A 19,810-nucleotide genomic window follows, 5' to 3' on the forward strand; every position below is an offset into this window, starting at 1 on the left:
GATGTGGTCGGCATCTTCCCGGATCGGGCGGCGATCATCCGCCTCGTGGGCGCAGTGCTGGCCGAGCAGACGGATGAGTGGGTGGAAGGGCGTCGTTACATGGGCCTGGACGTGCTGGCCAAGGCCCGGCTCCGGGTAATCGACGGCGACACGCCCGCTCAAGACCCACTGCCGCGAACCCTTACCGCTTAACCTGGCGGGCAGGATCACGCGCAGGCTGTTTCATACACCACCTCCGTGGACGTGACCTGGTCCGGTGGCAATGGTGCCGAGCAGGCCGAGCAGCGTGTGGGCTCCGTGGCTGGAAGATCAGGGGCGTCTTACGCGCGTGTGCCCCGACGATGCCGGGCATTTGTGGCGGCGATGCGGGAGTGGGACCTGCCGCGACGTTGTCGCGGCGCGGCCATCACGACAAGCAATGTGATCGCGGCCAGGACGACTACGGGGAAGATCAGTACGGGTACGCCTCCGGCGGCCAGGCCCACGACGGTGGCGGAGAAGAGCAGTGCCCAACCATGCATGATCATTACAGTGCGTCGGTGGGAGTGGCCGATGTCGAGGAGGCGGTGATGGAGGTGCCCGCGGTCGGCCGCGAACGGCGACATGCCGTGGGATGTGCGGCGTACCAGTGCGGTGAACAGGTCGATGAGGGGGACGGCCATTACGCCGACCGGCAGCAGAAGTGGCAGGACGACCGGGAATCGGTTCATGCTGTCGATCGCGTAAGGGTCCACTCCCGAGGTCACCGAAATCGTGGCGGTCGCGAGGACCATGGCGATGAGCATCGACCCGGTGTCGCCCATGAAGATTCTGGCGGGGTGTGTGTTGTGGGGCAGGAATCCGGCGCACACGCCGATCAGCACGGCGGAGATGATCGCGGCGGTGGCAATTCTCTGCCCGGTGAGGTGCTGGGACAGGATGATCGAGTAGCTCCACATCGCCATCGCGGCGATGCCGACGATGCCGACGGCCAAGCCGTCCAGACCGTCGATGAAGTTGATGGCATTGATGACGATGACGACCACCAGAATCGTGATCACCGTGCTGAGCCCGCTGTCCATGCTGGCAGCGGCGCCGTTCGGGAGTGGGAGCCAGGGCAGTGCGACGCCAAGATTGACGAGCACTCCGGCTGCGGCCACCTGGCCGCCTAGTTTGATCAGGGGATCGATTCCCCACCAGTCATCGAAGAAGCCGATGATGACGAGGATTCCGCCGGAAAGGATCACGGCGATGACGGTGTCGCTGTGCGCGAGCAGTCCGCCCGTGTGCGGAAGGGAGTTCGCGAACAACAGTGAGGCGACGAGTCCCACGTAGATGGCGAGTCCGCCGAGACGGGGGGTGGGAACGGTGTGCACATCGCGTTCGCGGACTTCCGGTGCCGCGCCGATCTTGATGGCGAAGTACCGTGCGATCGGGACGAACAGGTATGTCACGGCCGCGGCGATGAGTGCGGTGATCAGGTACTCGCGCAAGAGACCTCCGGGCACCGTGTGCGCCCCGCGATATGGCGAGGTCAGGTGTGGCACTACTTTGCCACACCTGACCTCGTTCGTCGGTTAATGCAGTTGATTCGAGTAAGCTATGTGAGTTGTTCCGCTGGCGGGCCCGTGATCCTATGGTGATTGCTGGAGAAACCGCCTGGCCGGATGCTTCAGAAGACCGTTTTTGTGCAGCCCGCTCCGGTCCTCACACCAGCCCAGGAGCGGAAGCCGAGTGAGACCCTAATGGTGGAGGTCTGGGCTGGCGAGGAGTTGAAGTTGAACGATCGGCCGGTGTGTTCCTGGCGGTGTACCGCCCCGGAGGAGCGGGCGAACTGCACGATGGTTCCTACGTCCGGGTCCCCACTCATATTGCCGGTTATGTAGACCCTCCCTCCGTTGGTTGAGACATTTCCTGAGCCGCGCAGCGTGATTCCGTCCAGGCGGCAGCGGTGACTCCATTCAGCGAGTACGGGAGGCGCGCTCAGCATGATCAGGGCTGACGCCCATAGCATGCCGATGAGCAAGCTTTTGAGTCGGCCGATCATGTAGACGCCTTCGGCATCACAGATGTGGCCACGGGTGGGGAGAGCCCTGCGAAAAGCCCCCCGCCCGTGGCTCATGACAGTTGAGTACACTGCCATGCCGCCGTTTGGTAATTCAAGTACTTGACATGCGTGGCAGCCCCGTTTAAGCGGTAATAAAGATTTTCTCCGGCATGTTCTGTAGTGGCGGAAATACGCCTGCCAGTGGAAATCCAGCGGCAGTCGCATAACCGCTGGTAAGCGAGTCTCAGGTACGCTTGCCTGGGGCTGCTGAAGGGGTGCGGCCAAAGCTACGGATCGCTGTGGGTGCTCTGCGGGCCACTAATTGTGGCAATTCTGGAGTGTGTTGCGGCGAAGAATATCGGTAAGCATCCCCAGTCTGTTGTGATCGTTGACCGTTGCTGACGATCTCGCGGTGGGTGCAGGGTCGGGACAGACCTGTCCCCCCGTCTGACTGGGAGATCGCCATGCCCGAGCTTCCGGTCGATCCCGCCCCCGGCGCCCTGGAGGACCCTCGCCGCGCCGGCCGACGCCGAGCCGGTCACCGGCTTCACGCCCGCGCAGGAGTGATCAACTCATGCGGCGGCGAGCTCGGCACCCTCAACATCGCCCTGACCAAGGGCGTCGGAGTCAACCTCTGCCTACCGCCCTAAGTCCCGGATCAACGATCACAACAGATGAAGGATGCTTACGAAACCCAGTGAGGATGCTCATGGTGTCGCGAGAAACAGGGCGGTAGCCGCTCGCTTCGCCGGCCGTTTGTGCGATGGTATCGCGCTAAGATCGCGTCCCGTGCTTTCGGGTAATTTATGGCGGTTTGTTAGGGCCGGAGTAGTCGGCCTGGTTCTTGTCGCGGTGGTCGTGGGGCTGGTGCTGGGGGACCCCTGGCTCTGGGTGGCCGTCGAATGGTCGTCGCCGGGCTTTATGAAGTTCTATATGCCCGACGGGCTGGACGGTCCGACGGTCGTGGTGTTGCTCATGGCCGCCGTGGTGAAGGCGGCGTTTCTGTGGGTGATTCTGCGCCGGCCCGCGCCGGGGGCGCTGGATCGCCGGGCGAAAATGTTGCGTCGGCTGCTGTATCTGGCGGTGGCGTACACGCTGGTGCTGTGGTTCCCGCTGGGCCTGGTTCCCGATGAGGTCGGGGCGGCGTTCTTGCTCGGGCTGTGGACCGCGATCGACGTCCTCTACCTGCTCGTCATCCGCTGGCGGTCGCGCGGGCTGCGGGTGGTGGCCGGGGTGCTGTTCGGCGTCGAGCTGGCCGGGATGGTCGGCGAGCTGCTCGACGAGCTGGACGTGCTGGAGTTCGACCTGGGCGGCGTCCTCGAATTGGGCCTGAGCCTGGGCGGGGTGGCGGTGACCCTCATCACGGTGGTCGGGCAGTCGCGCGACGGCCGGTGGAGCCGGGGCACGCTGGCCGCTGGGTGGGCGTCGGTCGGTGTGCACATGCTGGTGCTCCCGCTCAACATCTTCTTCGGGACGATCCCCAGCGGCGGTCTGGTGATAGAGATCGTGATGGACGCGGTGGGGCTCGTCGGCGTCGTGTGGATGGCGGCGACCGCCCGTGAAATGCCCATCGAGAACCGCTTGGCGGACCCTTCGCCCGCGCGGCAGCGGGTGGCCCGCGTCGGGGTGGTGGCCGTGGTCGTGGTGCCGGTCATCGCGTTGATCCAGCCGGAGCAGTCTCCGCGCGTCGCCTACACCGGCTGGTCGGGGAACTGCTACGACCGGCCCGCCTTCGGCGACCTGAAGCCGGCCGAACGCGACGCCACGTTCCTGTGCCTGGCGCGGAGCACGTCGGACGGGGTGCCGCCGATGTTCCCGGACGAGCTGTCGGACGAGGCGATCCTCGCGTACGCGCGGACGCTGTGCCGGGCGAAGGACCGCGAGGAGCGGCAGGCGATCCTGATGCGGGCCGGAAGCACACGGGCCCTCTCGGGCGTGGACTCGTCGGACCTCGTCTACGTGTGCCCGGAGATCATCGGCGCGACCCAGCCGGAGCTGCTGTACTCGACGAAGGAGGCGAATGAGGCGGGCGCCGCCTACCTCGCCGAGGAGAACGCGAAGTGCCGCGATCCGTGGCCCCGGACGAAGGGCGTCGTCCAGGCCACGGCCGTGTACTACCTGTTCCCCGACGGCGATCCCGGCTATTCGGTCCACGACCCCGACGACGAGGCGCCGGTGCGGGAGGAGGAGTACGACGGAAGTACCCTCACCCGGCTGTCCCGCAGTTCGGTGCTCGTCGGGCACATCGAGGACATCATCGATCTGTGCCTCACCGTGAAGGCCTTCCGCACCGCGCCGCCACGGCGGGCGGCCGGGTGGGATCTGGTCGACGAGGTGCCGATCGTCAGCCGCAGCGGCCGGCTCACCGTGCCGGAGCTGACCGAGGGCGATGGCGTGGGCGCCGGCGCCCCCATGCCGAACCTGGCGATCGCCGGAAAGGGCCACTACCGGCTCCGCGTGTACGTCCGGACCGACGACGCGGCGGAGGAGCACCTGGTCGTCGTGTTCCCGGGCGCGTCCCGGAAGAGACTCAGCCTGAAGCCTTGAGAAGGCTTTCGAGCTGGCCCATCTTGGCCACTTCCAGCGCATTCTTCCGTGCTCTCCGCTGCGTTAGTCTTCATCCAGCGGCCGGATTTCACGGCACCCTCGCCGGAATCAATGGAGTCGATTAGCGACAGCTGCTCTCGACTGAGTGCGTACCTTTTTACCGGCCGATCTGATCTGTAAATCAGTCAGCGAAAGAAGCTACTCACGCGGAGGGACCAAATGAATTCCCGAAAGAACGCCATGCGCTTATCCGTCCTGGTGGCGATGATCTGCGCGCTGTGCGCCGGTCTCATCGCCGGGCCGGCCGGCGCGGACCGCGCCCCGTCCACGCCGTTCACCCCCGAAGGCAAGAGCAGCCCCTGGAAGGGCTACAAGCGCACGTTCAGCGCAACCCTCCGCCGGACGGCCGCGGCCGTGTCGAAGGACGGCCAGGCCCTTCCGGATGTCATCTACTGCAGCGGGGGCATCACCAACCCGAGGGTGGACGGCGGATACATCGTCGCCGACGCCATCGCGCAGTGCGACAAGCTCGTCGACAAGATCGACCTCGCCGGCACCTTCACCGTCAACGGGACCGGGCAGCCCTGGCAGATCGTCTCGGCGCTCAATGTCCTGCAGCTCGGAATGTCCGCGACCTACGCGTGTCCGGGAGGGGCGCGCACCTACCGGTCTCTCGGCGCCGCTCAATTCACCAAGGCCGGTTATGAGAATTCACCGCTCGTGATGAGCGGCGGGTCCGGGGATCACTCACTCTCCTGCTGATTCTCATTCGACGTGCCTTGACGGGGCGATGGCCGCGGTGTTCCCCTTTTAAGCGAGAAGCAGGAGGGGAGGTGACCGAAATGACCATCGAGCGTGTGTACGAGGAGGGCCTCGTTCAGGAGTGGCACGGTAACGTCATCTGATGGCGTGGCCAGGCGTTTGGTCCGTGGCGGGAGTGCGTATTGGCTCCCGCCGCGGACGATACGGACGAAACGGGCGGCGGGGAAGGGAGGAATAGGTGCAGAGGCCCAGAGTCAAGGAATTTCTCCGTATCTACCACATTGCGGATGAGCCGCATCTCTATATCGGGATCGGGCCGGAAAAGTTCAGGATCATGAATCCCACCGGGGAAATGGTGTCGTTCGTGATGGCCCTGGACGGGTCGGCCACCCGGCAGGAGTTGCGCGGGCGGTTTCCGGAGACGGATTCCTGGCTGGAGGTCCTCGCGGCCGAGGGCGTCCTGGACGACGCCGCCGACATCCCGCCGCTGGACGCCGAAGACCTGCGGCGGTGGAGCAGGCAGATCAACCACCTGCGGCTGTACGACCGCGAGGGCTGGGACGGCTACCAGGGCATGAAACGCCTGCGTGACGCCCGAGTCGTGATCATCGGGACGGGGGCGGGCGGCACCACGCTGCTGCGGCTGCTGAACGCGGCCGGGATCGGCACGCTGGAGGCGGTGGACTTCGACACCTTCGCCGAGGAGAACTTGCCGACCCATCCGACGTTCGACGAGCAGGACGTCGGGATGCCGAAGCTGGACGCGCTGAAACGGCACCTGGAGCTACAGAATTCGCGGTCGAAGTTCGTCGCGCACCACACCCGGATCGAGTCCGCCGACGATATCGTCGAGCTCGTGCGGGGGGCCGACTTCTTCTTCAACGCCTATGACCGGCCGCGCAACCACGCGATCCGCTGGTCGAACGAGGCGAGCCTGCGCACCGGCGTGCCGTTCGGGCAGATCGGCATCACCAACAAGGGCGCCAGGGTCGGCCCGACGATGATTCCCGGCCGGACTCCCTGCATGGAATGCGTGGGCATTCGCGACCTGGACGTATTGCGCCCGGAGACATCCGGCAGCCTCACCGGGACCCTGGTCGCGATGGTCGCCGGAATCGCCGTGAACGAGGTCATCGGCCTGGTCTCCGGTGCGAAAGAGACATCGCGTACGGCCGGGCAGAGCCTTTATGTCAACGCCGACACCCTCACCTTCGAATTCACCCCCTTCGAGTTCCGGAAGGACTGCCCCTGCCGGACGTGAGCGCGACGCGCGAGGACGACCTGAGCGGGGGAGCGCGAGTCCGGGCCCTCGCCCGCTCCTGGGTCCCGACCGCCTTCGGCTCCTCGCTGCTGGCGTGGGAGATCCCCGTGGTCGCGGCCGTCGTGACGAGGATGCCGCAGGGGCCTTCCGCGCTGGCCGCCCTGGGGGCCGGGCTGTCGGTGCTGTTCGTCGTCAACTCCCCGGCCCTGGCCCTGGCCCCGCTGGTCGTCGTGGCCCGCGCGGGGCACGGCCTGCCGGCGCTGCTGCGGCACGCGCTGCTGACCGGGATCGTGGGCAGTGCGGTGATGCTCGGGCTGGCGGCCCTGCCGGCCGTCCCGGCGGTGATCGGCCTGCCGACCGGCCTGCACGACCTGTTCCAGGTGTGCCTGCTGTCCTTCTGCACGGCCCCACTGGCCGTGGCGCTCCGCCGCTACCTGCACGGACGCCTGATCGAACGAGACCGCACCCGCCCGATCGCGGTCGCCACCGGGGTCCGCATCGTCGTGACGATCGCCGCCGCCCTTGGACTGTGGCGGGCCGGACTCTCCTCGGCCGCGGTCGGCGGAGTCGCGCTGTCGGCGGGCGCGTGGGCGGAGGCGGCGTACCTGAGCACCGCGGTCCGCCGCCTGGCGGTCACCGACGACGTCCGCGGGAGCGCGGGGCGGCTGCTCGCCCAGCACGCCCGGCTGACCGTGACCATCCTGCTCAACATGAGCCCCGCCCTGATCACGACGGTCGTGCTCGCCCGTTCCGGCGCGGCCGAAGAGTCCCTGATCGTCTGGCCCGCCCTCTACGGGCTGCTGTCCCTGGGCACGATCCCGCTGTCCGACTTCGAGACGGTCGGCGCGGCCCTCCTGCGGCGCACCGGTGACGTCGCCGTGCTGCGCCGCTTCACCGTCCTGCTGGCCGGGACCCTCCTCGCGGCCGGTCTGCTGGTCGCCTGCACACCCCTGACCCATCTGTACCTCACCGGCTTCAGCAACGTCCCACCCGGCCCGGCGTACCTGGGCGAGTCGTGGGCGGCGGTCCTCGTGGCGGTCCCGGCCCTGTGGGCGGTACGCGGGCAGGCCCGCGCGTGGATCATCGCCGCCGACCGCACCCCGTTGCTGCTCCGCGCGGCCCTCGCGCACGTGGCCGGGATGCTGGCCTTCGGCCTGCTCCTGCCGCTGACCCGGCTCCCCGGGGTGGCCTGCGCGTCCATCGCGCTGCTCGGCGCGCTCGCCGCCGAGATCGTCGTGCTGCGCGCCGGCGGTCAGCCCGCGAGAGGCGGCCGGAAGGTGCGGCGGTAGGTCGCGGGGGAGACGCCGATCGCCGCGTTCAGGTGCTGCCGCAGCGAGGCGGCGGTGCCGAACCCCACCTCGGACGCGATCCGGTCCACCGGCAGGTCGGTGGATTCGAGCAGCCGCCGGGCGCGTTCGATCCGCTGCTGGATGAGCCACCGCCCCGGGCTCATGCCGGTCTCCGCGCGGAACCGGCGGGCGAAGGTCCGGCTGCTCATTCGCGCCTCCGCCGCGAGTTCGGCGAGCGTGACGGGCAGGTGCAGGTGTTCCAGCGCCCACGCGCGGGCCCTGGCCGGGCCGCCGGACGAGGGGGCCGGGACCGGCCGCTCGATGTACTGGGCCTGGCCGCCGTCCCGCCAGGGCGGGACCACGCACCTGCGGGCCACCTGGTTGGCGACCTCGCTGCCGTGGTCCCTGCGCACCAGGTGGAGGCACACATCGACCCCGGAGGCGGCCCCCGCCGAGGTCAGGATGTCGCCGTCGTCCACGAAGAGCACGTCCGGATCGACCCTGACGCGGGGGAACAGCCGCCGCAGGAGGTCGGCCTGACGCCAGTGCGTGGTCACCGGCCGCCCGTCCAGCCAGCCGGCGGCGGCCAGGACGAAGGCGCCCGTGCAGATCGACACGATGCGGGTGCCCGGGATGATCTGCGCGAGCGCCTTGGCCGCCTCGGGGGAGAGCCGGCCGTCCGGCGTGACCGGCCCCGGGATCGCGAACGGCGGGATGATCACCGTGTCGGCGGTGGCCAGCGCCTCGGGCCCGTGCTGTACGTGGACGGCGAAGTCGGCGGTGGTCGCCACCGGCCCGCCGTCGGCGCTGCACGTGATGACCTCGTACCGGTCACCGGCCGCGCCGAAGATGCGGGTCGGGATGCCCAGCTCGAACGGATAGACCCTGCCGAGCGCGAGGACGACGACGCGATGCATGGCACGATTCTATCGAGGAGCCGCCATCAGGCCATCAGAGCGGGAGGGCGTCACCGAGCATCCGCCAGTACGGCATCGCGGACGCGCCCGGCTCGACCCCGAGCACCTGCACCGCCACATGGTCGGCGCCGGCCTCGACATGGGCGTGCAGCCGCGCCGTGATCGTGTCCAGGTCGCCCCAGACGACGAGATCATCGACGATCCGATCCGCGCCGCCGCCCCCGATCTCCTCCTCCGAGTAGCCCAGCCGCCGGAACTTCGCGATGTTGTAGGGGCTGTTCAGGTACAGGCGCAGGTGCTCGCGCGCGATGGCCCGCGCCTTCGCGGGGTCCGGCTCGAACAGCACCGCCTGTTCGACGCCGAGGAAGACGTCCGGCCCGATGATCTCCCGCGCGTTCGCGGTGTGCTCCACGTTGACATGGTACGTGTGCGCCCCGTCGGTCCGCTCCCCGGCGAGGGCCAGCATCTTGGGCCCGTACGCGGCCAGGATCCGGCGCACCGGCACGTCCGGCGCGGGGTTGGGGGTCTCCAGCGAGTCCAGCTCGTCCAGGTAGTCGCTCATGGCCGTCAGGAGCTTGGTCCCCGGCTTCGGCCGGCCGCCGACGCCCAGGCCGAAGACGTACCGCCCGGGGTAGGCGTCCCCGAGCAGCCGCGCCGCGCCGTGCGCCGCCCACGCGCCCCGGAGCCAGATGTTCGCGATGGCGTTGACGATCCGCATCCGCCGGGTGGCGGCCAGCAGGAGACCGGCGTGGGTGAACGCCTCGCGCCCGAAGACCTCCGGGAACCAGAACGAGCGCCACCCCAGGTCCTCAAGCTCCTGGACCGCGTCCCGCATCCGCGCGGCCGGCAGGTGTTCGAAGTCGAAGGTGTAGATCCCGAACCTTCCCAGGTCCGTGAATGATCGCTGAGTCTCGGCCATACCCTCAGTCTGCCTGCGGAATCACCGAGGGAAAATGGCCGGATTGCCACTTAGCGATGGGATCAGGCCACGAGTCAGCCCGGACCGCGCATCCGCTGCCCGACCAGTTCGGCGAACTCGATGACCGGCGGATCCAGGTCGGCCCACGAGCGGGCCGCCCACCCCGCGGTCGGCGCGGGCAGGTCCGGGATCGGCACCAGCCGCAGCCCGGGGTGGATCGAGGACGCGAAATGCGGGACCGTCGCCACGACCGCCCGGTTCACCCCCAGCTCGGCGAGCAGCAGCGCGGTGTCCCAGTCCGAGACGGCCTGGGTGGGCAGCGCGCTCTCGCCGAGCACCGCGGTGAGCCGCCCACGCGAACTCGACGACGTCGGCAGCACGATGTCCGGGATGTCGGCGAGTTCGGCCGCGCTCAGGCTCGCCCGCGAGGCCAGCGGATCGTGCTGGTTGACCGCCAGCGCCCAGCGCAGCTCGATCAGCGGGCGCAGCTCGACGTCCGGGATCGGGCCGCTGATCGAGATCAGCGCGATGTCGGCGCGGTTCGCGGCCAGGTCGGTCAGGCAGGCCCGGCTGGTCGGCTGGGTGCGCAGCGCGATCTGCACGCCCGGGTACCGGCGGCGCAGCGTGACGATCGCCTCGGGCATGAAGTGCCGGACGGTGGCGGCCCCCGAGCTGATCCGTACCTCGCCCGCGCCGCCCGCCGCCAGCGCGCGCAACTGCTGCGCCGCCGCGTCGATCCGGCCCACTCCCGTGAGCGCCGCGTCCCGCAGCAACCGCCCGGCCGCCGTGGGCGACACGCCGCGCGGACGCCGTTCGAGCAGGCTGAGCCCGAACTCCCGCTCCAGCCGGCGCACGTGCTGGCTCACCGCCGACTGACTGCACGACAGGGCCCGTGCCACCGCGGTGAAGCTGCCCCGCTCGCACACCTCGATGAACACACGCAGGTCGTCCAGGGTCACAGCTAGAAGCTAACACTTATGGGTCTGCAACAAAACCCGAGAATTGACTTCTCCCAAACGAGAGATGACGATTCTGAACCACGCCGCGTACCTCTCCTCCGCGGCCGGCTCTCCCCCCGCCGCTCAGGACGCGGGCCGGAGCACCGCCCCCTGGGCTATGGCGACGGAAGGAGACCGCCATGTCCGAAATCCCCACCCGCACCGACGAACCCCCACAGCACTTCCACCGCGTGATGACCTGGCGAGACGCGTTCTCGCTGGCCATCACGCTGCCCGCCAGCGCGTTCGCCGTGGTCGGCTACTGGACCGGCGCGCTCGGCGCGTGGGCGGCCGTCACGCTGCTCGCCGTGTCCGGGCTGCTGGCGATCTGCCAGAACTTCGTGTACGCCGAGATGGCCGCGATGTTCCCCGACAAACCCGGAGGCATCGCCCTGTACGCCTCGGCCGCCTGGCGCGGCCGTGCCCGCCCGCTCGGCGCGCTCGCCTCCGCGGGCTACTGGATCGGCTGGTCGTTCGGCCTGGCCGGGAACGCCCTGGTGATCGGCGAGCTGGTCGCCGCGCAGTGGTTCCCCGGAGCGGGGGCCCTGCGGGTCGGCCCGCTGCACCTGGGCGGCGCGCACGCCGTCGCGGTGGCCTCGCTCGTCCTGGTGTGGCTGCTCAACACGGCCGGCATCCGCCCCGCGGTCCGGCTCAGCACGCTGGTCAACACCCTGGTGCTGGTCCTGCTCGTGGTGGCCGCCGCGACCGCGCTGTTCACCGGCAACCTGCGCCTGGACCGCCTGACGTGGGGACTCGGCGGCGACGGCCAGTCCGCGTTCGTGGTCGCGTGCGTGTGGCTGTTCCTGATGGGCTGGACCGTGTACGGCACCGAGATCGCCGCCACCTTCACCCCCGAGTACCGCAACCCGCGCACGGACGCCCCCCGGGCGCTCGTCTCCTCGGGCATCGCCGGGCTGGGCGTGTTCGTGCTGATGCCGATCCTCGCCGCGGGCACCACCGGCGAGGAGGCCATCACCGCCGAACCGCTCGGGTTCACCGTCCTGATGTTCAAGAACCTGTTCGGCGACGCGGGCTGGCTCGCCGTGGTCGTGCTGTGCCTGGCCATGCTCAACCTCATGTCGGTGGCGACCGCCGACAGCGGGCGGGCCCTGCACGGCATGGCGGTCGAGGGGCTGACCGTGCGCGGGCTCGGCGTACTGAACTCCGCGGGCATGCCCGCCCGCGCCATGACCGCCGGGCTGCTGGTCAACATCGGCCTGGTCGTGTTCATCGGCAACCTGCTCGGCGTGGTGTTCGCCTCGAACATCGGCTACATGATCGCCGTCGTGATCGCGCTCAGCGGCTACGTACTGCTGCGGCGCGCGGACACGACCCCCGGCCGGGCGTTCCGGCTGCCCGGGTACTGGCTGCCGATCGCCGTCGTCCTGGCCGCGATCAACCTGCTGCTGCTGGTGGTCGCCGTGCTCAACCCGGAACTGACCGGCTACGGCGGCTGGCGGGACGAACTCATCGGGTTCGGCGTGCTGGCCCTCGCCATGACCCTCTACGCCGCTCGCCGCCTCGGCGATCGGTCCCCGACCCACAAGAACCCGAGGTGATGAGCATGTGGCAACCGTCCATCGCACCCGGCGCAGTCGATCGGATCGCCTGCGTGGGAGCCGGCGTGATCGGCGGCGGCTGGGTGGCCCACTTCCTGGCCCGCGGCCACCGGGTCACCGCCTGGGACCCCGCGCCCGACGCCGAAGAGCGGCTGCGCCGGATCGTCGGCGCCGCGTGGCCCGCGCTGGAGTCGCTGGGCCTCGCCGAAGGGGCCTCACCGGACCGCCTCACGGTCGCGGCCACGCTCGAAGAGGCCGTCGCCGACGCCGAGTTCGTGCAGGAGAGCGCGCCGGAGAACCTGGAGCTGAAGTCGGACCTGCTGGCCCGCATCGACGCCGCCGCGCCCATCGGCGTGGTGGTCGGCTCCTCGACGTCCGGCTACCGGATGACCGACATGCAGGCCGCCGCCGCGCACCCGGAACGGCTCGTCGTCGGCCACCCGTTCAACCCGCCCTACCTGGTGCCGCTGGTCGAGGTCGTCGGCGGGGAGCGCACCGATCGGGCGGCGGTCGAGTGGGCCGCCGAGTTCTACACGCTGACCGGCAAGAGGGTGGTCCTGATGGACCGCGAGGTGACCGGGTTCATCGCCAACCGGCTGCAGGAGGCGCTGTGGCGGGAGGCGCTGCACATGATCGCGGAGGGCGAGGCCACCGTCGCCCAGATCGAGACCGCCGTGACCGCCGGGCCCGGACTGCGCTGGCCGTTCCACGGCCCGTCCACCACCTTCCACCTGGCGGGCGGTGAGGGCGGCATCGCGCACGCGCTCGACCACTTCGGCGTGGACGGCCCCTGGACCCGGCTGGACAGCCCGCCGCTCACCGACGAACTGCGCAAGGCGCTGGTCACGGGCGCGGCGGAGGTCACCGGCGGCCGGCCCGCCGCCGAACTGATCGCCGAACGCGACCGCCGCCTGATCGCGGTCCTGCGCGCGCTGCGGGAGGCCGGGGCATGACGGCCGTGCCCGCTCTGCACCGGCCGGTGCGGGACGAGTGGATCGACGCCAACGGGCACCTCAGCGAGGCGTACTACGTGCTGGTGTTCGGCGAGGCCACCGAGCACGCGCTGGCGCACCTGGGGATGACGCCGGCCTACCGCACCGAGACCGGCTGCATGGTGTTCACCGTCGAGGCCCACCTGCGCTATCTCGACCAGGTGCTCCCGGGCGAGCGGCTTGAGGTGCGCACGCAGGTGATCGGCGTGGACGCCAAGCGGCTGCTGCTGTGGCACGAGATGTCCGCCGGGGGGCGGCTGCGGGCCACGGCGGAGGTGCTGGGCGTGCACGTGTACATCCCGGGCGGCCGGTCGCGTCCCTTCACGGACGACGTACGCGCCGCCGCCGAAGCGCTGCTGCGGCCTGTGCCGCCGGACGCGGGCCGGACGGGCCGCCGATGAGACTGCTCACCGCGACCGACGTGCACGCCCTGCTCGACCCGGACGCCGCCATCGCGACCCAGCGGGCCGCGTTCACGGCCCTGGCCACGGGCGACGCCTGGCAGCCCGACAAGATCGGCGGCGGCCCCGGCGGCGTGGACTCCACCGTCTTCTGCTACGCCGCCCGCCTGGGCGCGGCGACCGGGCCGGTGTCGAAGTTCGGCAGCGTCAACCCCGGCAACGCCGCGCTGGGCCTGCCCTCGATCCACGCGGTGCTGGTGGCGCTGCACCCGGAGACCGGCGTGCCCGTCGCGGTACTGGACGGCGGAGCCGTCACCACCGTGCGGACGTCGGCGGCCAGCGCGGTGGCGGTCGCGGCGCTGGCCCGGCCGGGCGCGTCCCGGCTCGCGGTGCTGGGCGCGGGCACCCAGGGACGCGCGCACGTCCGCGCCATCTCGCGGGTGCTCGCCGTGAAGGACGTGGCCATCTGGTCGCCGATCCCGGAGGAACGCGAGTCGGCCGCCCGTGAGCTGGACGTCCGCGCCGTCGCCGACGTGGCGGACGCGGTGGCCGGGGCCGACGTCGTGGTCTGCGCGACGCTCGCCACCGAACCGATCCTCACGCCGGACCTGCTGCGCCCGGGGGCCACGGTGGTGAGCATCGGCTCGTTCGAGGAGCACCGCCGCGAGATCGGCACGGACCTGCTGGCGGCGAGCGCCGCGGTCGTCGTCGATCACGTGCCGACCGCCCGCGCCCACTCCGGGCCGGTGGTCGCCGCCCGGCGGCCGATGGAGCTGCTGGCGCTCGGCGACGTACTGACCGGGCGCGCGACCGCCCGCCGCGACCCGGACGACCTGGTGACCTACCTGAGCGTCGGCCTCGGCGTACAGGACGCCGCCGCCGCGTGGCACGTCGTCGAACGCGCCGAGGCCCTGGACATCGGCCAGGAGATCGCCTGGTGATCCGGGCGCACCGGCCACCACGAAATCGGGGAAGGACACGATGGACGAACTGCACCACCTCTCGGCGACGGAAGCGCTGCGCGCCTTCCGCGCCCGGCGGCTGTCGCCGGTCGAGCTGACCGAGGCGGTGATCGCCCGGGCCGAGCGTACCGAGCCGGTCGTCAACGCGCTGTGCCACCGCTTCTTCGAGGAGGCGCTGCGGCAGGCCGAGCTGGCCGAACGCCGCTACGCGGGCCAGGGCGAGCCGCCGCGGCCACTGGAGGGGCTGCCCACCGTCGTCAAGGAGGACGAACCGGTCACGGGCCAGCCCTGGACCCAGGGCTCGGTGCGCTACCGCGACGCCGTCGCCGGGCACACCTCGGTGTTCGTGCAGCGCGTGCTGGACGCGGGCGCGATCGTGCACGCCCGAAGCACGGCGTCGGAGTTCGCGTCCGCCGCGTTCACGCACTCGGAGCTGTGGGGCGTCACCCGCAACCCGTGGAACCCGGAGTTCTCGCCCGGCGGCTCGTCGGGCGGCTCGGCGGCGGCGCTGGCCGCCGGTTCGACGGTGCTGGCCACCGGATCGGACACCGCGGGCTCGATCCGCGTGCCCGCCTCGTTCAGCGGGGTGGTCGGCTTCAAGCCGCCGCACGGCCGGGTACCGGTGGACCCGCCCTACCACCTGGACACCTACGTCCACTCCGGGGTGCTGGCCCGGACCGTCGCCGATGTGGCGCTGATGCAGAACGTCGTGGCCGGGCCGCACCCGGCGGACGTCGGCTCGCTGCGGCCCCGGCACGTCCTGCCCGACCCCGCCGAGCCGGGCCGCGACCTGCGCGGGATGCGGATCGCGCTGTCCGCGGATCTCGGCTGGGCGGTCGATCCGGAGGTCCGCCGCAACACGCGGGAGTACGGCGAGCGGCTGCGGGCGGCGGGGGCCCAGGTCGAGGAGGTCGGGATCAGCGTGCCGCGCGCGCAGGTGATGCGCGCGGCGGCGATCCACTTCCACTACGGGTTCGGCGCGGTCATCGCGGCCGAGGGGCCCGGCATCACCCCGTACGCGGAGGCGTTCGCGCGGTGGGCGGCCGAGGAGGCCGCCGGGGCCGGAGTTCTGGACGGGTACGCCATCGAGACCGAGCTGTACCGGCCGGTCGGCGAGCTGTTCGAGCGGTTCGACGCGCTGGTCTGCCCGACGGCGGCCACCCGCGGGCTGGTGGCGGGCGAGGACTACGTCGGCCACGGCCCTGAGGTGGACGGCGAACGCCTCGGGCACTACCTGGAGTCGCTGCTCGCGCTGCCGTTCAACATCATGAGCCGCTGCCCGGTACTGGCCGTGCCGTCCGGTTTCGCCCGCAACGGGGTGCCCACCGGGGTGCAGATCGTCGGGCGCCCGTTCGACGACGACACGCCGTTCCGGATCGGCGCGGCGGCCGAGCGGCCGCAGCACTGGCCGGAGGTCACGCCATGAGCCCGCGCAACGCCGACGCGGCCCGGGTCGCCGGTCGCCCGTTCGGTGAGGACACACCGTTCCGGATCGGCGCGGCGGCCGAGCAGGCGCGGCGCTGGGTGGGGGGTGTGGCGTGAGCGGGCGGGAGGCCGATGTGGTGATCGTCGGCGCGGGTGTGATCGGCGCGTTCGCCGCGTACTACCTGGCCCGCGCGGGCGAGCGGGTCGTCGTGCTCGACCCCGACCCGGGCGGCGGCGCGTCCGCCGGGAACGCCGGGCTGCTGGTCCCCAGCTACAGCCGCCCGATGGCGCACCCGCAGGCGCTGGCCGAGGGGGTGCGGGCGGTCCTGGGCGGGGGCCACGACATCACGCTGCGCCGCCCGCTGCGGGCCGGGACGCTGGCCTGGATGGCCCGGTTCGCGCTCGCCGCCCGGCCCGGCCGGGCCTGGCGCACGGCCCCCCGGCTGGCCGCGATGGCCGCCCGCAGCCTGCGGCTTTACACCGAGTTCGCGGACGCCGAGCGCCTGGACATCGGCCTGCGCGACGCCGGGCTGCTCGCGGTGAGCCGCGACCGCCGCACCCTGGACGCCCAGCGGCGTACCGCCGAACGGCTCGCCCGCCTCGGCGTCGCCGCAGAAGTCCTGGACCCGGCCGCCGTCGCGGACGCCGAACCGGGCCTCGGCCCGGTGGCCGGCGGCGTCCGGTTCCCCGGCGACGCGCTCCTGGACCCGCTGGACGCCACCCGGGCCGCGCTGACCGCGGCCGAGCGGCACGGCGCGGTCCTGGTACGCACCGCCGCCCGGCGGATCCGGCACGTCAACGGCCAGGTCACCGGCGTGGACACCGAGGCCGGGCCGGTCGCCGCCACCACCGTGGTCCTGGCCGCCGGTACGTCGAGCGTGGCGCTGGCCCGCTCGGCGGGCGTCCGGCTGCCGGTGGAACCCGGCCACGGCTGGAGCCTCACCCTGCCCGTCGCCGAGCCGCTGCTGCGCCACGCCGTACTGGACCTGGACGCGCACGTCGTACTCGCCCAGCGCGCCGACCGGTTGCGCCTGACCGGCGGCATGGAACTCGGCGGCCCGCCCGCGCCGCCCACGCCCGAGCGGTTCGCGTCGCTGCGCCGGACCGCGGCGGGCCTCCTCCCCGGGGCCGCCCTCGGCGAACCAGGCGACCAGTGGCACGGGGCCCGCCCCATGACCCCCGACGGCCTGCCCATCGTCCGCAGGACCAGGCCCGGACTCGTCGTCGCCACCGGCCACGGGCAACTCGGCATGACACTCGCCCCCGCGACCGGCGAACTGATCGCCGCCGACCTCACCGCAAGGAGCCGAGGATGAGCCCCCCACTGCACGGCGTCCGTGTCCTGGACTTCGGCCAGTACGTCGCCGGCCCCGCCGTCGCCCTGCTGCTCGCCGACCTGGGCGCCGAAGTGATCCGCATCGACCCTCCCGGCGGCCCCCGATGGGACTCGCCCGCCGCCGCCGCGCTCAACTCCGGCAAGAAGAGCATCGTGCTGGACCTCACCGACCCGGCCGACGCGGCGACCGCCCGCCGCCTGGTGGCCACCGCCGACGTCGTGGTGGAGAACTTCCGGCCCGGCGTGATGGCCCGGTTCGGGCTCGGACCCGAGGACACGCTCGCGCTCAACCCGCGTGTGATCCACCTGTCCATGCCCGGCTTCTCCGCCACCGACCCCCGCGCCGGCCTGCCCGCCTGGGAGGGCATCGTGCTGGCCGCCACCGGCGGCTTCACCGACATGGGGCTGAACCGGATCTTGATGGGCGTCGATCCGTCGTACACGCCGCTGCCGCTGGCCTCGGCGTACGCGGCGGCGCTCGGCGCGCTCTCGGTGGCGACCGGGCTGGTCGCCCGGCGGCGTACCGGCCGGGGCGACGCCTTCGAGGTGCCGCTGGCCGAGGCCGTGCTGGAGGGGCTGGCGTTCAACTCGCTGGCCGTCTCCGGCCTGCCGCCGCGCTACCTGTCGCTGCGCGAGCACGAGATCGCCCGGCGGCGGGCCGCCGGCGAGCCGATGGACCTCACGTACGAACGGTTGCAGGAACTCCTCGACCCGTTCTACCGCAGCTACCCCTGCCAGGACGGCCGGCTTTTCTACCACTGCTGCCCCGCCCACCGCACCCACGCGATCCGGTCGCTGAAGGTGCTCGGCCTCTGGGAGACCGTACGCGCCGAGGGCATTCCGACGTTCGACCCCTACCTGTCCACCGACCACTGGCCCGAGGACGCCGACTGCACGCTGCTCGCGTACCCGCTGTCCGAACACTGGACGCAGCGGCTGTCGAAGCTGATCGCGGAAGCCTTCCTGCGGCACCCGGCGGAGGAGTGGGAACGGCGGTTCGACGCGGCGGGCATCCCGGGGGCCGCCCACCGCAGCACGCTGGAGTGGCTGCGTTCTGAGCATCCGCGCGCGGCCGGGCTGCTCGCCACCGTCGACGATCCGGTCCACGGCGAGCTGACCGTCCCCGGACCCGTGGTGTGGACCGAGGAGACGAAGCCCGGCCGCAGGCCCGCGCCCGCGCCCGACGCCGACCGGGCCGCGATCCTCGCGGACCTGCCCGGGGAGCCGTCGCCGGTCGCCCCCGCGGCGACGCCCGGCGGGCTGCCGCTGGACGGGGTCCGCATCCTGGACCTCACCAACGTCATCGCCGGGCCGATGATCGGCGCGACGCTCGCGCGGTTCGGGGCCGAGGTCATCAAGATCGATCCGCCGACGCCGGGCTTCGACCCGTACCACGCCGTGGTCATCGGCACCCACGCCCAGCGCGGCAAGCGCAGCGTGCTCGCCGACCTGCGCACTCCCGCCGGGCGCGACGTGCTCGACCGGCTGCTGCCCACCGTGGACGTCGTCACGTTCAATGGCAGCGAACGCCAGCTCGGCGCGCTCGGCCTGGACCCTGAGCGGCTGCGGTCCATGCGGCCGGAGATCGTGCTGGTCCGGGTGGACGCCTACGGCGGGCCGGGCGAGGGGCCGCGCAGCCACGCGGCCGGTTACGACGACAACGTGCAGGCGTGCACCGGGATCATGACCAGGTTCGGCGGCGGCCCGGACACCCCCGAGGAGCACGCGCACCTGGGCACGATCGACGCCCTCGCCGGGTTCTGCGGGGCCTTCGCCGTCGTCGCGGCGCTGGCCGGGCGTGGCGAGCAGGCCCCGGTGATGCGCACGTCCCTCACCGCCGCCGGGCAGTTGCTCCAGATCCCGTTCCTGTACGACGGCGCGGGCCGCGATGACCTGCGGGAACCGTCCGGGCGCGAGGTGCTGGGCGAGCACCCGGGGTACCACTGCTACCAGGCCGCGGACGGCTGGTTCTTCCTCGCGGGCCCGGCCGGCGCGGCACAGGAGCGGTTCCAGGAGCACACGATCGAGGAGTGGGCCGAACTGCTCGGCCCGCGCGGAGTCGCCGTCCACCGCATCGAGCACATCGCCGACCTGCGCGCCCGCGGGCTGGTACGGGAGAGCGCCGGGCCCGTCCCGCTGCGCGACTCGGCGGTGTTCGTCCGCCACGACCGGCACCCCAGCGGCCGGGAGGTGGACCTGATCGCCCCGCAGGCCGTCCGGCCCCGGAACGCGCGGGTGCGGATGCCGTCCGACGCTCCGCGCTACGGCGCGCACACCCGCGAAGTGCTGGCCGAACTCGGCTTCACGCCCGCCGAGATCGACGCGATGGCCGCCGACGGCTCGATCGCCGACTCCTGGACCGCCGACCACGGCTACCTGCCCACCTGAATCACCCTTTGTTAGGAAAGGAGCGCCC

At 71.5% G+C, this 19,810-nt stretch carries 17 protein-coding genes; 13 read left to right on the top strand and 4 right to left on the bottom strand.

The genetic code is table 11. The annotated features are described in order from the left end of the window. On the top strand, window positions 1-192 hold a 192-nt coding region (locus DP939_RS37620; RefSeq protein ID WP_199565674.1), incomplete at its 5' end, for a transposase. Window positions 193-320: 128 nt separating this feature from the next. Here DP939_RS37620 and DP939_RS37625 read toward each other — a convergent pair. Then, the gene (locus tag DP939_RS37625) at window positions 321-1,472 is read right to left on the bottom strand and encodes a glycosyltransferase family 4 protein (RefSeq protein WP_113985615.1); all 1,152 of its coding nucleotides are present in this window, start codon (window positions 1,470-1,472) and stop codon (window positions 321-323) included. Between the two features lie 1,018 nt (window positions 1,473-2,490). Here DP939_RS37625 and DP939_RS37635 point away from each other — a divergent pair. From DP939_RS37635 to DP939_RS37655, 5 genes are all read left to right on the top strand, one after another. Then, complete coding sequence (locus DP939_RS37635) at window positions 2,491-2,676, top strand: hypothetical protein (protein WP_113985617.1); 186 nt, start codon at window positions 2,491-2,493, stop codon at window positions 2,674-2,676. A 202-nt stretch (window positions 2,677-2,878) separates the two neighbouring features. Continuing rightward, complete coding sequence (locus DP939_RS37640) at window positions 2,879-4,573, top strand: hypothetical protein (RefSeq protein WP_147268294.1); 1,695 nt, start codon at window positions 2,879-2,881, stop codon at window positions 4,571-4,573. Between the two features lie 219 nt (window positions 4,574-4,792). After that, window positions 4,793-5,335 (top strand): hypothetical protein, encoded by a 543-nt coding sequence (locus DP939_RS37645; protein ID WP_147268295.1) that lies wholly within the window; start codon window positions 4,793-4,795, stop codon window positions 5,333-5,335. Between the two features lie 334 nt (window positions 5,336-5,669). After that, the gene (locus DP939_RS37650) at window positions 5,670-6,596 is read left to right on the top strand and encodes a HesA/MoeB/ThiF family protein (RefSeq protein WP_147268296.1); all 927 of its coding nucleotides are present in this window, start codon (window positions 5,670-5,672) and stop codon (window positions 6,594-6,596) included. Next, a complete protein-coding gene (locus DP939_RS37655; RefSeq protein WP_113985621.1) occupies window positions 6,593-7,885 on the top strand; it encodes a hypothetical protein in 1,293 nt (430 codons plus the stop codon). The genes DP939_RS37650 and DP939_RS37655 overlap by 4 nt, the downstream gene beginning before the upstream one ends. On the opposite strand, the gene DP939_RS37660 is transcribed toward DP939_RS37655, so the two are convergent. The 3 genes from DP939_RS37660 to DP939_RS37670 form a co-directional block, all read right to left on the bottom strand. Continuing rightward, entirely contained in the window at window positions 7,849-8,802 is a 954-nt protein-coding gene (locus tag DP939_RS37660; RefSeq protein WP_113985622.1) for a GlxA family transcriptional regulator, read from the bottom strand. The two genes, DP939_RS37655 and DP939_RS37660, sit on opposite strands and share 37 nt — an antisense overlap. A gap of 34 nt (window positions 8,803-8,836) precedes the next feature. Then, window positions 8,837-9,721 (bottom strand): TIGR03620 family F420-dependent LLM class oxidoreductase, encoded by an 885-nt coding sequence (locus tag DP939_RS37665; RefSeq protein ID WP_113985623.1) that lies wholly within the window; start codon window positions 9,719-9,721, stop codon window positions 8,837-8,839. Between the two features lie 74 nt (window positions 9,722-9,795). Continuing rightward, a complete protein-coding gene (locus DP939_RS37670) occupies window positions 9,796-10,680 on the bottom strand; it encodes a LysR family transcriptional regulator (protein ID WP_113985624.1) in 885 nt (294 codons plus the stop codon). Window positions 10,681-10,859: 179 nt separating this feature from the next. Here DP939_RS37670 and DP939_RS37675 point away from each other — a divergent pair, with 179 nt between their 5' ends. The 7 genes from DP939_RS37675 to DP939_RS37705 all read left to right on the top strand — a co-directional run bounded on the left by DP939_RS37675 (window position 10,860) and on the right by DP939_RS37705 (window position 19,782). Continuing rightward, window positions 10,860-12,278 carry an APC family permease gene (locus DP939_RS37675; protein WP_113985625.1) on the top strand — a complete coding sequence of 473 codons (1,419 nt, stop codon included), beginning with the start codon at window positions 10,860-10,862 and terminating at the stop codon, window positions 12,276-12,278. Window positions 12,279-12,283: 5 nt separating this feature from the next. After that, entirely contained in the window at window positions 12,284-13,231 is a 948-nt protein-coding gene (locus DP939_RS37680; protein ID WP_113985716.1) for a 3-hydroxyacyl-CoA dehydrogenase NAD-binding domain-containing protein, read from the top strand. After that, window positions 13,228-13,671: a thioesterase family protein gene (locus DP939_RS37685; protein ID WP_113985626.1), complete on the top strand. Its 444-nt coding sequence runs from the start codon at window positions 13,228-13,230 to the stop codon at window positions 13,669-13,671. The genes DP939_RS37680 and DP939_RS37685 overlap by 4 nt, the downstream gene beginning before the upstream one ends. Continuing rightward, window positions 13,668-14,612, top strand: coding sequence for an ornithine cyclodeaminase family protein (locus DP939_RS37690; protein ID WP_113985627.1), 945 nt, complete (start codon window positions 13,668-13,670; stop codon window positions 14,610-14,612). The genes DP939_RS37685 and DP939_RS37690 overlap by 4 nt, the downstream gene beginning before the upstream one ends. Window positions 14,613-14,652: 40 nt before the next feature. Next, the gene (locus DP939_RS37695; protein WP_113985628.1) at window positions 14,653-16,059 is read left to right on the top strand and encodes an amidase; all 1,407 of its coding nucleotides are present in this window, start codon (window positions 14,653-14,655) and stop codon (window positions 16,057-16,059) included. A gap of 112 nt (window positions 16,060-16,171) precedes the next feature. Beyond that, window positions 16,172-17,374, top strand: coding sequence for an NAD(P)/FAD-dependent oxidoreductase (locus DP939_RS37700; protein WP_158578925.1), 1,203 nt, complete (start codon window positions 16,172-16,174; stop codon window positions 17,372-17,374). Then, window positions 17,371-19,782, top strand: coding sequence for a CoA transferase (locus DP939_RS37705; protein ID WP_113985630.1), 2,412 nt, complete (start codon window positions 17,371-17,373; stop codon window positions 19,780-19,782). Before DP939_RS37700 ends, DP939_RS37705 begins: the two co-directional genes overlap by 4 nt. The last annotated feature ends 28 nt before the right edge of the window (window positions 19,783-19,810 follow it).

The organism is Spongiactinospora rosea (assembly GCF_003315795.1).
In the GTDB taxonomy this organism is placed as follows: domain Bacteria; phylum Actinomycetota; class Actinomycetes; order Streptosporangiales; family Streptosporangiaceae; genus Spongiactinospora; species Spongiactinospora rosea.

Excerpts from the sequence above, each read along its gene's own strand:
- DP939_RS37685 (WP_113985626.1), top strand. The coding sequence starts at position 13,228 with ATGACGGCCGTGCCCGCTCTGCACCGGCCGGTGCGGGACGAGTGGATC.
- DP939_RS37680 (WP_113985716.1), top strand. The coding sequence starts at position 12,284 with ATGTGGCAACCGTCCATCGCACCCGGCGCAGTCGATCGGATCGCCTGC.
- DP939_RS37650 (WP_147268296.1), top strand. The coding sequence starts at position 5,670 with ATGAATCCCACCGGGGAAATGGTGTCGTTCGTGATGGCCCTGGACGGG.
- DP939_RS37645 (WP_147268295.1), top strand. The coding sequence starts at position 4,793 with ATGAATTCCCGAAAGAACGCCATGCGCTTATCCGTCCTGGTGGCGATG.
- DP939_RS37690 (WP_113985627.1), top strand. The coding sequence starts at position 13,668 with ATGAGACTGCTCACCGCGACCGACGTGCACGCCCTGCTCGACCCGGAC.
- DP939_RS37705 (WP_113985630.1), top strand. The coding sequence starts at position 17,371 with ATGAGCCCCCCACTGCACGGCGTCCGTGTCCTGGACTTCGGCCAGTAC.
- DP939_RS37695 (WP_113985628.1), top strand. The coding sequence starts at position 14,653 with ATGGACGAACTGCACCACCTCTCGGCGACGGAAGCGCTGCGCGCCTTC.
- DP939_RS37665 (WP_113985623.1), bottom strand. The coding sequence starts at position 9,721 with ATGGCCGAGACTCAGCGATCATTCACGGACCTGGGAAGGTTCGGGATC.
- DP939_RS37675 (WP_113985625.1), top strand. The coding sequence starts at position 10,860 with ATGTCCGAAATCCCCACCCGCACCGACGAACCCCCACAGCACTTCCAC.
- DP939_RS37660 (WP_113985622.1), bottom strand. The coding sequence starts at position 8,802 with ATGCATCGCGTCGTCGTCCTCGCGCTCGGCAGGGTCTATCCGTTCGAG.
- DP939_RS37635 (WP_113985617.1), top strand. The coding sequence starts at position 2,491 with ATGCCCGAGCTTCCGGTCGATCCCGCCCCCGGCGCCCTGGAGGACCCT.